The following is a 15,552-nucleotide window of genomic DNA, read 5'->3' as shown; positions in this document are numbered from 1 at the left end:
TATCGAAATATGAATCGTCGTTGTGACACTCTTAACGAGTGCCCACACAGATTGTCTTGTCTAAATTTTTAAAGAACGTTACTAGCTTTTGCTAGCTGCCTCTCCCGAAGCGGATGCGTATCTTACAGCGCATCTTTTTTTTGTCAACAACTTTTGTTTATTTATTTTTAAACTTGGTTTTTAACATCCTCATCAGTTGTTAGCGTTTTGCTGTTCCCTGTTGAGGAGGGCGCATTCTACGCATTCCTGTAGCATCGTCAACACCCTTTTTTAAATAAATATAAAAAAAGCGACCGTTCGGTCGCTTTTTAATCTATTAGTACATTAAGCATGCGTTTACGCTTGTATATCCTTATTCTATCAGTTCAAAAAGGCATATCCTCTTTATTATTTAGCGAAGACATCTGATTATTGCTACGTAATCATTCCTGCTTATTGTCTACACTTTCATTGCTTTTCTTTTTATCGGCATTGAAGTCTGCATCTTCTTCATGGTCGCCCACTACATCGTCTAACGTTACTTTCTCAACGGTACGAAACGTATTGATAGGTCCAGCTAACGCATATAGTGCAAAAACAAGGAACAATACTAAAGCGGGTTCTGTTGCCACAACAACGAATATCAGAAGAACTAAAAGAAGGCCTACAAAAGGCACCTTTCCATGCCAGTTTACTTCTTTAAAGGAATTATATTTAAAGTTGCTAACCATTAGTAAACCAGCTAAACCGGTCACTGCAGCAACTATTAAACCATAGTCGGTACCAACAGCATCATACTCAACTCCAACCCATACAAGACCAGAGACAACAGCCGCAGCAGCCGGACTTGCGAGACCTTGGAAGAAACGCTTATCGGCAATACCAACTTGCGTATTGAAGCGAGCTAAACGAAGAGCTGCCCCCGCTACATATATAAAGGCCGCTAACCAGCCTAACTTGCCCAGCTCAGTTAACCCCCAATTATAAGCAACAAGTGCAGGTGCCATTCCAAATGAAACCATATCTGCCATTGAGTCATACTCAGCACCAAAGTCGCTTTGCGTGTTCGTCATTCTTGCCACACGCCCATCTAAGCCATCAAAAATCATAGCAACAAAGATAGCCACTGCCGCGGCTTCGAACCTGCCGTTCATTGACGAAACCACAGCAAAGAAACCCGAAAACAACCCTGCTGTTGTTAATAAGTTGGGAAGTAAGTATATCCCTTTACGTTTTTGATCAGACATATGTCCTCATACTTCTACATATACAATTGCACTAATTATTTCATAGATATGCAGGAACGCATAGCAAAGTAAAAAGACTGCCTCGTTCCTTTACATAACGCCGTTGCAAAACGTTATTAACTTTGCATTGATTACACGTACTCCTACCACAATGCCGGCGCTTGGCTTCTATTTATTCAGGCCGCGTATGCTCACGATTAAACAAACAACTAATAACTAGGTATACGGTTACATACCTTAAATAGCTCACCGTTCATATATCATACAAGTCCATGTTGAAATTAGGTACTACCAAGTTTGTGTTCGCATAATGTGCGCACACATCACTCGGCGTGTACTTGAAGTGCTTTGCGCTTCATATATAGGAAAGCAATTATGCGAACGCTACAAAAAACGTTTTCTTTGCAAACTGTACTATTACTTTCCACAGCTTTGCTATCTACCCTGAGTGCTAATTCAGCATTCGCTACCTACTATAAAAAGCAAAGTTATTCTCACTGTGGGTCATCGAGCCAAAGCAACGAACAAAGCAATGTATGTAACTCTCCGTTGGGAGAATACACTTACGATCTAGTCGATGACAAAGTGACACAAACCAATCAGACGAATAATTCCTTTGTTCAAATAGACGGATTAAATATTAATATGTCCGCCTTTTCTGACACACAAGGGGTTACCGGCGAAACAGTCGTTGGCGCCAAGTTAGAAAAGATCTCAGATAAATGGGCTTACGGCATAACAAACAATGATGAAGCATACTATCGTGGCGACGCTGACCACGCTATTGACAATATCAACTATTACTCTCAAGGTAGCGCGAACGCTTATTATAGTGGTATGACTAACGTAGAACGTGACTATGACTTCGTGTTGTTATCTTTCGACTCTGCGGTGACATTAACGGGCGCAAGTTTTTCATGGCTTTACAGTGGCAGCGACAGCCAAGTATCTGTTGCAGCACTAAGTAATACTTCGAAACTAACCTCAGGTGTTAACACGTGGAGCGATATTGTCGCTAACGCCTTAACTTCAGCCTCATTTGATATTGAAAACTGTGAATATTTAGATCACCGCGCTGACTTTACTTTCACTGAGTCCGCTCAATATTGGCTGGTTGGCGCTTATAACACCGTATTCGGAAATATTGGCGGCCATGTAGGTAATGATGCCTTTAAGCTTGCTAATGTTGGCTTCTCAGTAACAGAGTCTGCCGGTACGCCAACGCCAACAGAAGTTTCTGAACCTAGAACCATTGGCTTACTCATGGCTTGTTCACTTCTCGTGATGTGGCGTCGCAAAAAATCCATTTGAAGAAATTAGACTTTAGATCACTGACAGGTTGGAAAATCTGTCAGTTTTTTTTACCCTCTCTCATATCGCCCCTTTTCAAATTATAACATTAACTTAAAAATCAGAAACTTAAACAAACTGGCACGAAATAAGCTTAACGTTAGAAATAATCATCTAATTTTGCTTTTTGGGTAGTTCAAAATATGAAGTTTTCTACATCGCTGACAATACTATTACTTGCTGTTAGTTCATCAGTTTTCGCTACAGATTCAAGCCTCAACAGTGCAAAGTATGATGCACAATACACACTCGCCAATTCTAATGGCAGCGCTAATTACTCACAAACGACCAATGCGCAAAACAGCAATACCTCAATCGAGATCAACGGCGTTACAGTTGATGTAGGAATCACTGCTTGGTCAAACTCTGCAGGACACGCCGACGACAAACTTGCCCAGGGCAATATTCAAGGTTGGTGGAACTGTACGCTTGGTAATAATGGTTGTACTTTAGCAAATAGACACGTTGGCTACGGAATTAAAAATAGTGATTATTCTTGGGGAGGTGATAGTCACGCAGTTGATAATAGCGGTGACGGCGGTGGCAGAGATTTTGATATGTTCTTACTGTCATTTAGCGAGTCAGTGACTCTTGAAAATGCAGCCTTCACTTGGGTAGTCGGCGACAATGATAGTAAAGAAGTTACTGTTGCGGGTCTTAATAGTATTGCGGCATTTGAGAGCGGAGCCAACTCAACTTGGAACACTGTTACAAGCGCTATTGTTGAGAATACACTAGGTCACTATGGCGTAGGTTCAAAAGGCTCAAACGGTTTGTACGAATCAACATTTACGAAGCTAACTGGTAGTGCAAAATACTGGTTAATAGGTGCATACAATACCATTTTCGACGATAACGCTAAGAGTAACTTTAACAGCGTACAATTAAAACTGTCTTCCATTGGTGTGTCAATGACTCAACCAACCGCAGAAGTTAGTGAGCCTGGCGCCCTAGCACTGATGGGGTTGGGTTTAGGTCTTGTTCTTTATAGACGTAAGCGCCGCGTTTAATTGTTTAAAAACGCATAGAAAACACGTATCTTTAGAAGGTGGCTTAGGCCACCTTTTTTTATGCTATTTTTAAGCCAGCGGCTAGGCTAAGTTTCGAAGGTATATATGGATTTTTTTAATAATAAAAAGCGTGTTGTACAACGCGCTATTGTCTCTGCAGTTGCCTCATCATTAATCGCTTTTAACAGTTTTGCTTCTACGTCAGAAGACTACGAAAAAGCACTGACCGCGTTTAATCAAAACGAATACGACGAAGCCTATATCCACCTTAAAAACAGCTTACAAAAAGATCCTGAAAACCTTGCTGCAAAAATCCTAATGGGCGAAATACTGCTTATTAATGGCTACTTAACTGCAGCAGAAATGGAGTTTGTAGAAGCGTTGGAAATGGGTGCAGATATCAACCTTCTGGCAGAGCCTCTCGGCAACACTTGGTTGTTTTTGAACAGGTACCAAGAAATTGTAGACTTCTCTGATCTAAACAAACTGTCAGGTGATGCGGAGCGCGAGTGGCTGATGATACGTGCAACTGCGTGTATTAGACTGCAAGACGAGTCGTGTGCCCTACGTGATTACAATACAATTGTTTCACGCACGCCTAATTTTGTACCTGCAATAAATGGCTTAGCCTCCATAGCTCTTCAAAATGAAGATTTATCCAAAGCGACCTCGCTTATCAATAAAGCCATGTCGTTAGAACCAGAAAATGCAATAACATGGCGATTGAAGGGGCAACTCGCATACCGACAGGGTGATACAGACGCTGCAACCGCACACTTACAAAAAGCACTGACTTTTAATCGAGACGATCCCATTGCATTACGGAATCTTGTTGATTTGTATTTAGAAGCGAAAGACTACGACACGGCAAAACTGTTCGTAGATGAGATAATCCAAGATACACCCAATGATCCGCTGGCAATTTTACTTAATAGCTGGTTACAAAGCAGAGACAACCAGCAAGCTATCGATAACGAAAAACTAAAAGAACTTAACGACTTCATGGCTCAACTGGATCCTGAGCTTATTACCTCACAGCCCATGTTGCTTTACATAAGTGGTTTAACAAACTTCTTTAATAACAACATGGAAACAGCCGCGAAAGACTTTAACGCTTATCTGCAACAAGAGCCTGATGACTTACAGGCGGTATTGATGTTGAGCCAAGTTTACATGGCGACTCAACAAGATAAACAGGCCCTTGCCCTGCTTGAACGTCATCAGGATGCGTTAATGGAAGACCCAGACTCAGCACTGCTTTTAGGTGACTTATTTATTCGCCAAAACAAAGCCTTTAAAGCCGAGAGACTTTTACAAAATCTTGAATATAAATACCCGAATGAAAACAAGCTCCAGCTATTTAAGATTAAACTAATGGCTGCCAGAGGTAAACAAGATGAAGCGCTATCGATTCTTGAAAATAACTTATCTACCTACAAGGATAATGCCGGCTTTCTTTTCACTTATTCATTGATGAATTTACAAGCTCAGCAGTTTAAGAATGCATTAAAAGGCGCTGACTTACTAAGCGCTTTGTTTCCAAACGAAGCAGAAGTTTTCAATCTTAAAGCCGGTATATTGATTAGACAGGGCCGATTAGAAGAAGCCAAGGTCAACATAGAAAAAGCGCTAGCGCAAAACCCGACGCTTTTCCCTGCGAAATTCAATTTAGCAGCCACGGAAAGCCGTTTAGGAAATGTCGATAAATCTAACCTGCTAGTAGAAGAGTTACTTTCTCTGTCTCCCCAACATAATGAAACGCTGATGCTGAAAGCGTTCAATTTAAGCAAAGCAGGAAATCTAGAAGAAGCTAAGCAAATTTATCTCGATATATTGACGCTAACGCCTTCAAATACTGGAGCGAGAGAGCGCGTTTCATCTTTGTATCAACAACAAGGCGACACAAAAAATGCGCTCTATCACTTAGACCTCTTAATCAAAGACGATTTCGACAACGCCGATTATCTCCTTCGAAAAGCAGCGCTTCAGTTAGAAGCAGGTCAACGTGCCGATGCAGAAAAAACGCTAAGTATTGTGAGGAATTTTATCAATGACGATGCCGGCAAGCTTATCGCATATGCTGATCAAGCTCGAAGTGTTGATAATGATGAAAACGCCTTAGACGCCATGGCCCGAGCGTATGAAATAGCGAATACAAGTACGTTTGTCACGTTGCGTTATGTGAGCCTACTGCTCGACATGCAAAACAACGACAAAGCACAATCATTGCTAACAACCATTCCCGCAAACCAACAACAAAATCCGGTTTATTATTTCTTGAAAGGCCGACTGGCAGCAAATAAGGGAAACAGTGAACAAGCTATCAAAGAGTTTGAAAAAGCGTTAGACGTAGACGCTACTTTTGCACAGGCTTTTGTTGCCATTTACAACTACGCACTGAACGATCAGTTTGTCGATGTATTCTTGAATACGGCAAGAAAACTGGTGAGCGAGAATGAAAACAATCTGCTGGCAAAAAACCTGTTGGCGCAATACTTATTCTTCATTCAAGAGTTCGATGAGTCGATAGCGCTTTACAAGGAACTTGTTGAGCAACCAAACTTACTCAACCCTGCTGAGGCTTACAATCGCCTAGCGATCATGCATATCGAGGAATCGCTAGTCACTGCAAAAAACTATGCACGTCAGGCCTACGAGCTTCAACCAAACTCAGCAAAAATATTGGATACCTACGGTCACATCAAAGCGCTACAAGGAGACTATGAAGGCAGCCTTAAAATGCTGAGGGATGCGTTCGCCAGAGACGCCAACGACCCAAATATTCGCTATCATCTGGGCTACACGCTAGCCAAGCTCAATAGAATTGAAGAGGCGAAAAAAGAGTTAGAATATGCAGTAAAAGTGGAACGCCCTTTCTTTAAGCGTCCTCAAGCAAGAACGCTATTAGAGAGCCTATAAGGCTCTCTTCGCATGCAGCTATAGGCAGCACGAACAATTGCGTTTGTGCTTTTCCATTTTGCCAATACCAGGGTTAAACGTATTAGTTGGATCTAAGTCTTTGTAAAATTTCTGCAAGTTACTTTCGGCTTCATACAAATGGCCTACATTGTGTTCAGCCGGATACTTAGCGCCACGACTGTCTAATAGTGCCAACATATCTGCTTTTACTTTTTTGGCGTCGCTGCCTTTTTTAAGTATGTAATCTTGATGGAAGACATGGCAGAAGAAATGTCCATAATAAAGTGACTTTTCAACGTGTTTGGCGATGTGCTCAGGCAGGTTCTCTACCCATAAATCATCGTTGCGGCGCAATGCGATGTCCAATGCTAAGATGTCTCCTACTTGCTTATGGTGTAACGTTTGATAGCGAACCGCGGCGCCAGCTGCAGCAAAACGTAATAAAAACGCCTTAGACGCTTCTTCTTCATTACAAGTAATGAAGTCGCCATCTAGCTTCTCTTCGTTAAACAGCTTGGCCAAAAGCGTTTTAACCTCTTCGATGCCACCATCGCTCATTTTAAGGATTAGATGATGCTCGTACTTGTCGCGGTAAGTTCTTATACTCGAGGGTATTTGGTCAGAAAAGAACTTACTACCGAACTGCATCAATCTATCGCTTAGGTAAGGAGGAAGCAGAGGTAACTTGTTGAGCACGGCATCCACCCGCCCTTTGAGTGCAAACATTTTAGGTAGCGAGTCAGTTCCCAAACGCTGAATACTTATGATGGTATCTTTTCCGTAAACATCTGCAATATCGAACATTTCTCTATGAAGATATTCACCCACCTCAGGAACGTTTTTACATTGACTCAGTATGTCTCTGCGAATACGAGTAAGTACAGAGGCATCATTCGTACCGATATAAAACGTTTGTTCTTCATTAGGCACTTCGAATGTATCTAAACGCACCGCGAACACAGCAATTTTACCTGCGCATCCACTGGCTTCGTAAAGCCGTGTTGGATCGGCATTAAAGCGGCTCGGCGTATCAGCATTTACGTCTCTAACGATGTGTTCATAATCACTTGCCGACGCTTTCATACTGGTTTCAGGTAGAGATTTTGGAAAGTTGCCAGAAGAAAGGTTTCCGATAATTTCTTCTGGCGTGTCGCCTAAATGTATCCCTAGGTGATTAACAAGCTTTAGCTCTCCGCTTTTATCCACCTGAGCGAACAGCGATAACTCAGTATAGGCAGGTCCCCTTTTGACAAGTGCCCCACCTGAGTTGTTTGCAACACCACCGACAATAGACGCACCTAGGCATGACGAACCAATTACAGAGTGAGGCGCACGCCCGAGTGGCTTTAGTGCCTTTTCAAGTTTGAACAGTGTTGCTCCCGGAAAGCTCAATACTTGCGTTCCGTCGTTAACCAGAACAATATCGTCCATTGCTAACGTATTTATAACCACCACTGGTCTATCGTAGTCGCTTCCACTTGGCGTTGAGCCTTCGGTCAAGCCGGTTTTCGCGGCCTGCATAATAATGATGCAGTTATATTCAACGCAAACCTTTAGCACTTCCCAATATTGCATTAGCGTATGTGGAAAAAGTACAGCCAATGCTTCGCCCTCGCCTGACCGCCACCCCTTGCGATAGTGCTCAGTTTGGCGCGTTCCTACGGCAAGATTGCTTTCCCCGAGTACGCGTTTAAAAGCGTCAATAATTGGGGTTGTTTGCATGTATAACTCCTTAGAACAGTGCAATGCGTATTAAAAAATTAGTTTGTGCCGACTAATGGACCGCCGACGTCAAACACATAAACCCCCAACCATACTAAAATACCTGCAAATGCAACGTAATATATAGTTGGGATAACAGTCTTTCTTAAAGTAGCTCCCTCTTGCCCCATTAATCCTACCGTTGCCGACGCAGCTACAACATTGTGTATTGCAATCATATTTCCGGCAGCCGCCCCAACGGCTTGCGCTGCGATAATTAGTGCAGGTGACAATTGGAGGCTAAGTGCTGCTTCGAACTGAAACTGGCTGAACATCATATTTGATACTGTATTCGAGCCTGCGATAAATGCCCCTAATGCTCCAATAGTAGGGCTAATTAATGGGAAAGCTTCGCCAAACATATTGGCGAACAATTGCGCGCCAGCTATCGGCATACTGACGATGTCGGCGCCATTCACACCTGAATTTATAAAAAGCCTAACCATAGGAATTGTGAACATCAATACAAAACCAGCACTTAGCAACGTTTTGCTGGAATCATTGAAAGCCTTAAACAACACTTCTCCCTTGGATACCTTTTTACTTTGAATGATTACTGCAACCAATGCACCTATTAACAACAACCCACCAGGAAGATATAGCGGACTGATTGATGCACTTACACCGGTTTCACCCAGTATGTTGTCAAATGAGAGTGTCAGCGACGTAGTAAATTCTTTTATTGTTGGAAACACTCTGGATATAACGAGCAAAAGTGCAACAACTAAATAAGGGACCCAAGCCGTAACCCAATGCATGGCCTTTTGTGACGTTATGTCGTCTGCTTTTATTTCCAAATTACCCAGCCAACCTTTGTCCCATGACGCTTTCGGCGGGAAATCCCATGTTGTTTTAGGCATCAAGAAACCATTTTTAGCTGCAGTAACAACCACTGCCAAGCTCACCAATCCTCCAATCAACGATGGAAATTCAGGGCCTAATACAATGCCGGTAAATACGTAAGGAATGGTAAAGCTGACGCCTGCGAATAAGGCGAAAGGTAGAATTTGTAACCCTTCGCGCCAAGACTTGTTGGAGCCAAAAAAGCGAGTGAGTATTACAGCCATTAAGACTGGCATAAATGAGCCAATAATTCCGTGGATAATTGCCACTTCAGAGGTGATTAGTTGAATAAACTGCTCCCATTGCCAGCCTTGAGCCTGCAAAGTCTGACTGATCGCTTGGCCGTCTAAGCCTTTGTTTACACCAATGACTATAGGCGTTCCCACTGCGCCAAAAGAGACGGGTGTGCTTTGGATCATCATACCAATAAGTACGGCAGCCAATGCAGGAAAACCGATGGCAACAAGCAAAGGAGCCGCTATAGCGGCCGGCGTCCCAAAACCAGAAGCACCTTCAATAAAAGTACCGAAGCACCAAGCAATGATTATTGCCTGGACTCTTCTATCAGGTGAAATGTTGGTGAAACCCTGGCGGATAACATCAATTGCTCCAGTATATTTCAATGTGTTGAGCAGAAAAATTGCACCAAATACAATCCACAAAACAGATACTGTAATCACTAAGCCTTGTAGAATTGAAGCGCCCACCCGTACTGCCGACATATCCCATGCTAAAAGTGCCATAAGTGCTGTACTTGCTAATACAACTGGCATTGCTCTTTTCGCAGACCACTGTAAACCCAATAGCAGCACTGCTGAAAGCGTTATAGGTAGCAATGCTAATAATCCAAGGGTTATCTCATTCATGAGTTTTCCTCTTATTATAATTAGTTAATTATTCGAGTTTCTAACGTTAGAAAATCGATGTTAATGCAGGGTTAAAATTTAGGTATGCGACTGTACTAATTTCTCACGTGTTGATATATATGCATTAAAGACAAAGTTTATTTCCATTTTTGGACTAATAGTGGCAAAAGCAGACGATATTATCCTTTTTGTGAACGTAGTTGATGAAGGCTCTTTTTCAAAGGTCGCTCAAAAACTCAACCTAACTAATTCTGTAGTAAGTAAGCGTATCGCACGATTAGAGTCAGATTTGAACGTTCAATTGCTTTACCGCTCTACACGAAAGCTCAATTTAACTGATGCAGGAAGAACACTGTACAATAAGGCGAGAATCGCCAATTTAGCCATTCAAGACGCAGAAGATGCCGTCAGTGGTTACAGTGATGAAGTGCGTGGAAAAATCCGAATTACTATGCCCAATGTATCGGCAAAACTGGTCTTAAATCGCGCAATTGCCGAGTTTTGCAATTTACACGAAGAGGTGGATGTAGAGCTTGCAATTACCAATCGCGTCACCAATATCATTGAAGAAGGTTACGATCTCGCCATTCGTACAGCACATCTTGAGGACTCCTCGCTTATTGCTAAACGCCTTATAGATTCCAAATGGATAGTATGCGCAAGCCCCACATATCTTAAAAACAAAAGCCGCCCAAATCATCCTGACGACTTAACTGAACATAATTGTTTAATTTACAAGTACGATAGCACTGGCCCAGACTTCTGGCCGTTTCATATTGAAGGAGAGCTTCATAACGTTCAAATTGGCGGGCGAATACAGTCAAATAACTTGGATGCGTTAAGGCAAGCCGCTATTGCAGGTGTGGGTGTAGCATTTCTTCCCAAGGCATTAGTGCATGAAGATATCGAAGATGGGGCGCTTTCGCCTCTACTTGCCGAGTACGTAACTAAGACTATGGGTATTTATGCCGTTTATCCTCGTTCGCGTCAGCCTGACAAAAAGCTAAAGCTACTGGTCAACTACTTTCAAGAGGCATTTAGCAATAGAAGCGCCTATTTTTATTGATAAACATTGAAGTAATCTCAGTTTACATCAAAAACATGGCGCTAAACATAATTGAAGCGATCTTAAAACGCGAACTTAGCTGACGCTTGGATGTAATTCGAGTCAATGCTGTCTATGTTGTCATCATTGATAGAATAAGCACCAAACTCTAGGCCAACATCAAGGCGCGGCGCTACCGTATCAATAACATTCACCGCCCAGTGCGAACGTTTGCGCCCCAAAATATCTGTTTTAGCTGCTCCATAAAATACAGTGCTGCGGAGGGTTTCGGTCCAAAAATGGCGATACGCTACGGTATAAGCCAGCGTACTTTCCGTTTCCAATGTTTGAGTTGCAGGATCCTCAACAACATCAGCAGTCATGCCGGCCGCAGCATACCGACCGGGCTTACCCGCGGTTAATTGAAAACGTAGATCATCTTTTGCAAAAAGTGGTATTTTGCCTGCGATATTTACTGCTGCTGTAACTTCTTCAACCCCTCCTTGATCGACAAGTCGTATTACAGAGCCGAAAGCATATTGCCCATATTGACTATCTAAATTGTATCGTACAACAAAGTCGGGTGTAGACTCATCAGGGTCAGCGGCTACACCTGTAAGCCCTACGGCATTGGCAGGTGCGTCGGTATCACCATCCCCAATGGTCTCTGGGCTTTCGATGGCAAATTGCCAGTTTCCTGAGGTGTATCTAACCTGAACTTGCCTTGCAAACACTTCTCCTACATGAGGACCACCAAAATCTAACGACTCAGGAATAACGTGAAGCGGCATAAAGGTGCTCCAGTTTTGCCCCGCACTCCAGTTCTTATAGGTGATGAAGAAGTGGCGTAATCGCAAGTTGGTAGAGTTGCTTACCGCTTCGTTGCCCCCTCCGCCATACATATCGACCTCTATAAAAGTACTCACCTCCCCTATAGAAACGCCCATATTTAAGCGTGACTCTCCTACATTGAAACCTGTGTGTGACGTCTCTATTGCTTCCCCGCCAGGAAAATTACCAATCCAATAATCCTGATAAGCAATATCCCCTTCAACATGCCTGACATCTACTTTGGCATAACCTCCAACACTAACCTTAACGTGTTCGTTACCGACCTTCCCGTTGAACAACTCTATGCCGTGAGAAGGGTTAAGAATTAGCGCTAATGCACAAGCAGATAAGCGTAGGGTGTAATTATTGTTTGTTTTCATTATTCGTCCTAATAGCTGAAACTATTTAACATGTCATTAACGGGCGGATAATGTATTCGTTCGTGCTTAGAGGATAAACCGAGTTTAGAATATTAACTTTTTCCTAAATTCGCATAATCAGAGGTTTACTTTTTGAATGTTAATTGTGTAAAGAGATGAAGAATATTGAGCATAAATCGCTCAATAGAAAAATAATAAAAGGCTACTTGTTGCTAATACTATAAATGAAAGTAATGATATTGCCTGAAGTGCCTTACCCCAACTTTGCGAAAACCAACTTAAACACAAAGACAAAGAAAACACGGTAAGTGCAGATATAATAGTATCTGCAGGCGAGAATGTTGCTTGATTTACACTCAATGCAAATACGGCAAAACCGGTACCTATGGCACCGACTGCGCTCACAATTATGCATAATATGAAATGCGCACAAAGCTTAGCTATATCTCGGGGCATTGAGCGCGCAGAAACTACCGCTTCGTTTGAATTATATAACTGCATCGCAACCTCTTAACCCTCTCAACAATAAGTTAATGATAATAGTTATCATTATTAAATCAAGAAAATTAATTAGCTGTATTAGGAAAATTCATTAAACAAGAAAGCGTAATCTGTCGCTATTCGACCAGTGGCTTTTTGGTAAATCGTTTTTTGTTATGAAGCTGCCGATTAATGGTCTTTCGCGGAATCTACTGGCAATAAAAAAGGCACTGTCTCCAGTGCCTTTTGGTTTTAATTGCTGACAACGAAAAGTCCGCTGTCATCTGCATCAATACGAATGGTTGATTCCGGTATTAATTCGCCAGCGAGTAATTGATGCGCGAGTGGATTTTCCACCTGCACTTGTATCGCTCGCTTAAGCGGACGTGCGCCAAACACTGGGTCGAAGCCCGCGTCCGCCAATTTATCCATAGCCGCAGCAGACAGAGTAAGCTTATATCCTTTTTCTGCGAGCCTAGCGCGAAGTGAGGCAAGCTGAATTTTAGCAATAGATTTTATTTGCTCCTTCCCTAATGGATGGAATACCACAATATCATCGACGCGGTTGATGAACTCCGGTCTGAAGTGTCGCCCTACAACACTCATTACCGACGCTTTCATATCGCCATACTGACTTTCGTTGTGCTTATCTTGAATGATATCTGAACCTAAGTTGGACGTCATGATCACAACGGTATTTTTAAAATCTACAGTACGTCCTTGCCCGTCAGTCAACCGGCCGTCATCTAGTACTTGAAGCAGAATATTGAATACATCCGGATGTGCCTTTTCAACCTCGTCCAACAAAATGACCGAGTATGGCTTGCGACGCACCGCTTCGGTTAAGTAGCCACCTTCCTCGTAGCCAACATAGCCAGGAGGTGCACCCACTAAGCGTGCTACCGAGTGTTTTTCCATAAACTCTGACATATCGATACGCACCATGGCATCTTCAGTATCGAACATAAAGCCTGCCAAGGCTTTGCAGAGCTCAGTTTTGCCCACGCCAGTTGGCCCTAAAAATAAGAATGAGCCAATAGGTCGATTTGGATCCGCAAGCCCAGCACGTGAACGGCGAATTGCGTTTGAAACCGCTTCAACCGCTTCTTCTTGTCCAACAACCCGTTTGTGAAGTACGTCTTCCATACGCAACAACTTCTCACGCTCGCCCTCAAGCATTCGCGCTACAGGTATACCCGTCCATCGCGAAAGCACATCTGCAATTTCAACGTCCGTCACTTTATTTTTAAGTAACGTCGTCTCGCGAGTTTCGTTTTCAGCCGCTTGCTCTAACTTTGCTTCAAGCTCTGGAATACGGCCGTACTGAAGTTCCGACATGCGATTCAAATCAGATGCACGTCGCGCTATCTCCAAGTCAAGTTTAGCCTGCTCAAGCTCCCCTTTAATGGTTTGAGTGCCCTGCATGGCGTCTTTCTCATCCAGCCACACTTTCTCAAGCTCTGCGTACTTGGTTTCCGCTTGCTCACGCTCTAGCTCAATCATCTCAAGTCGCTTATGACTCGCATCATCTGTTTCTTTGGCCAGAGCTTGCTCTTCCAATTTTAGCTGGATGATACGACGCTCCAGACGATCCATCTCTTCGGGCTTGGAGTCTATTTGCAATCGAATGCTAGACGCAGCCTCGTCTATAAGATCAATGGCTTTGTCTGGTAATTGGCGGTCGCTAATATAACGATGCGACAAACTTGCCGCTGCAACGATAGCGGGATCAGTAATATCTACCGAGTGATGGAGCTCATAGCGCTCTTTTAAGCCACGCAGAATAGCAATAGTGTCTTCAACGCTAGGTTCTTCAACTAATACCTTTTGGAAACGACGTTCAAGTGCTGCGTCTTTTTCAATGTACTGACGATATTCATCCAGTGTTGTAGCACCAACGCAGTGAAGTTCACCACGGGCTAACGCAGGTTTAAGCATATTACCTGCATCCATCGCTCCATCGCCCTTCCCTGCACCTACCATGGTGTGCAGTTCGTCAACGAATAAGATCACGCGGCCTTCTTCTTTAGCCAGCTCATTAAGCACTGCTTTAAGGCGTTCTTCAAACTCACCGCGATATTTAGCTCCCGCCACTAACGCGCCCATATCAAGGGCAAGAACACGCTTGTTCTTTAAGCCCTCAGGCACTTCGCCATTAATGATGCGCTGAGCCAACCCTTCAACAATAGCCGTTTTACCCACACCCGGCTCACCAATGAGTACTGGGTTGTTTTTGGTTCGACGCTGTAGTACTTGAACAGTTCGGCGAATCTCATCGTCTCGACCAATGACCGGGTCGAGCTTGCCTTGTTCTGCTCGCTCGGTTAAATCTGTCGTGTATTTTTCAAGCGCCTGACGTACATCTTCAGCATTAGGATCCGTGACCTTCTGGCCACCACGCATGTCGTCTATTGCGCTTTCAATAGCTTCTTTAGTGATATTCAGGCTTTTGAGGATTTCCCCCAAGCGCCCTTTATCTTGTAGCGCCGCTAGAACAAAGATTTCTGAAGTGATGTATTCGTCTTTTCGCTGCTGCGCTATCTTGTCACAAAGATTTAGCAAAATGCCGCTGTCTTTACTTAATTGAACATCTCCCCCAATGCCTTCAATACGAGGTAGGCGCTCAATAGCTTGGCTCAGTGCTGAGCGTAGCGCATTTACATTGATGTTTGCTTGGTCAAGCAAAGGGCGTACTGACCCGCCTTGCTGATTTAGCATGGCAGTCATTAAATGGACAGGTTCAATGTATTGATGATCTCGCCCCAATGCGAGTGATTGAGCATCGGATATTGCGAGCTGAAATTTACTGGTAAATCTATCTAGTCTCATAATTTCAACCTA

9 protein-coding genes are annotated in these 15,552 nt (G+C 43.2%); 4 read left to right on the top strand and 5 right to left on the bottom strand.

All coding sequences use genetic code 11. The features are described 5' to 3' along the window. Positions 1 to 422: 422 nt before the first annotated feature. Complete coding sequence (gene pssA / locus AC0J2X_RS02865; RefSeq protein WP_014950059.1) at positions 423 to 1,226, bottom strand: CDP-diacylglycerol--serine O-phosphatidyltransferase; 804 nt, start codon at positions 1,224 to 1,226, stop codon at positions 423 to 425. Positions 1,227 to 1,601: 375 nt separating this feature from the next. Between pssA and xdp1 (AC0J2X_RS02860) the strand changes: the two genes are divergently transcribed. From xdp1 (AC0J2X_RS02860) to prsT, 3 genes are all read left to right on the top strand, one after another. Beyond that, the gene (gene xdp1, locus AC0J2X_RS02860) at positions 1,602 to 2,537 is read left to right on the top strand and encodes an exosortase-dependent surface protein XDP1 (protein ID WP_061486130.1); all 936 of its coding nucleotides are present in this window, start codon (positions 1,602 to 1,604) and stop codon (positions 2,535 to 2,537) included. Positions 2,538 to 2,719: 182 nt separating this feature from the next. Continuing rightward, entirely contained in the window at positions 2,720 to 3,586 is an 867-nt protein-coding gene (xdp1, locus tag AC0J2X_RS02855; protein ID WP_014979757.1) for an exosortase-dependent surface protein XDP1, read from the top strand. A gap of 105 nt (positions 3,587 to 3,691) precedes the next feature. Next, positions 3,692 to 6,505, top strand: coding sequence for an XrtA/PEP-CTERM system TPR-repeat protein PrsT (gene prsT / locus AC0J2X_RS02850; RefSeq protein WP_061486131.1), 2,814 nt, complete (start codon positions 3,692 to 3,694; stop codon positions 6,503 to 6,505). A gap of 18 nt (positions 6,506 to 6,523) precedes the next feature. On the opposite strand, the gene dld is transcribed toward prsT, so the two are convergent. Then, the gene (dld, locus tag AC0J2X_RS02845) at positions 6,524 to 8,227 is read right to left on the bottom strand and encodes a D-lactate dehydrogenase (RefSeq protein WP_061486132.1); all 1,704 of its coding nucleotides are present in this window, start codon (positions 8,225 to 8,227) and stop codon (positions 6,524 to 6,526) included. A gap of 38 nt (positions 8,228 to 8,265) precedes the next feature. Continuing rightward, the gene (locus AC0J2X_RS02840; protein ID WP_061486133.1) at positions 8,266 to 9,975 is read right to left on the bottom strand and encodes an L-lactate permease; all 1,710 of its coding nucleotides are present in this window, start codon (positions 9,973 to 9,975) and stop codon (positions 8,266 to 8,268) included. 160 nt (positions 9,976 to 10,135) lie between these two features. On the opposite strand from AC0J2X_RS02840, the gene AC0J2X_RS02835 reads away from it, so the two are divergent. Next, positions 10,136 to 11,041: a LysR family transcriptional regulator gene (locus AC0J2X_RS02835; RefSeq protein WP_061486134.1), complete on the top strand. Its 906-nt coding sequence runs from the start codon at positions 10,136 to 10,138 to the stop codon at positions 11,039 to 11,041. A 62-nt stretch (positions 11,042 to 11,103) separates the two neighbouring features. Here AC0J2X_RS02835 and AC0J2X_RS02830 read toward each other — a convergent pair whose 3' ends face one another. Both AC0J2X_RS02830 and clpB read right to left on the bottom strand, forming a co-directional pair. Next, positions 11,104 to 12,231 (bottom strand): DcaP family trimeric outer membrane transporter, encoded by a 1,128-nt coding sequence (locus AC0J2X_RS02830; RefSeq protein ID WP_061486135.1) that lies wholly within the window; start codon positions 12,229 to 12,231, stop codon positions 11,104 to 11,106. Positions 12,232 to 12,963: 732 nt separating this feature from the next. Continuing rightward, the gene (clpB, locus tag AC0J2X_RS02825; RefSeq protein WP_061486137.1) at positions 12,964 to 15,540 is read right to left on the bottom strand and encodes an ATP-dependent chaperone ClpB; all 2,577 of its coding nucleotides are present in this window, start codon (positions 15,538 to 15,540) and stop codon (positions 12,964 to 12,966) included. Between the last annotated feature and the right edge of the window lie 12 nt (positions 15,541 to 15,552).

It is taken from the genome of Alteromonas sp. R7 (assembly GCF_055755235.1).
This window is presented reverse-complemented; position numbering and strand designations above follow the sequence as displayed.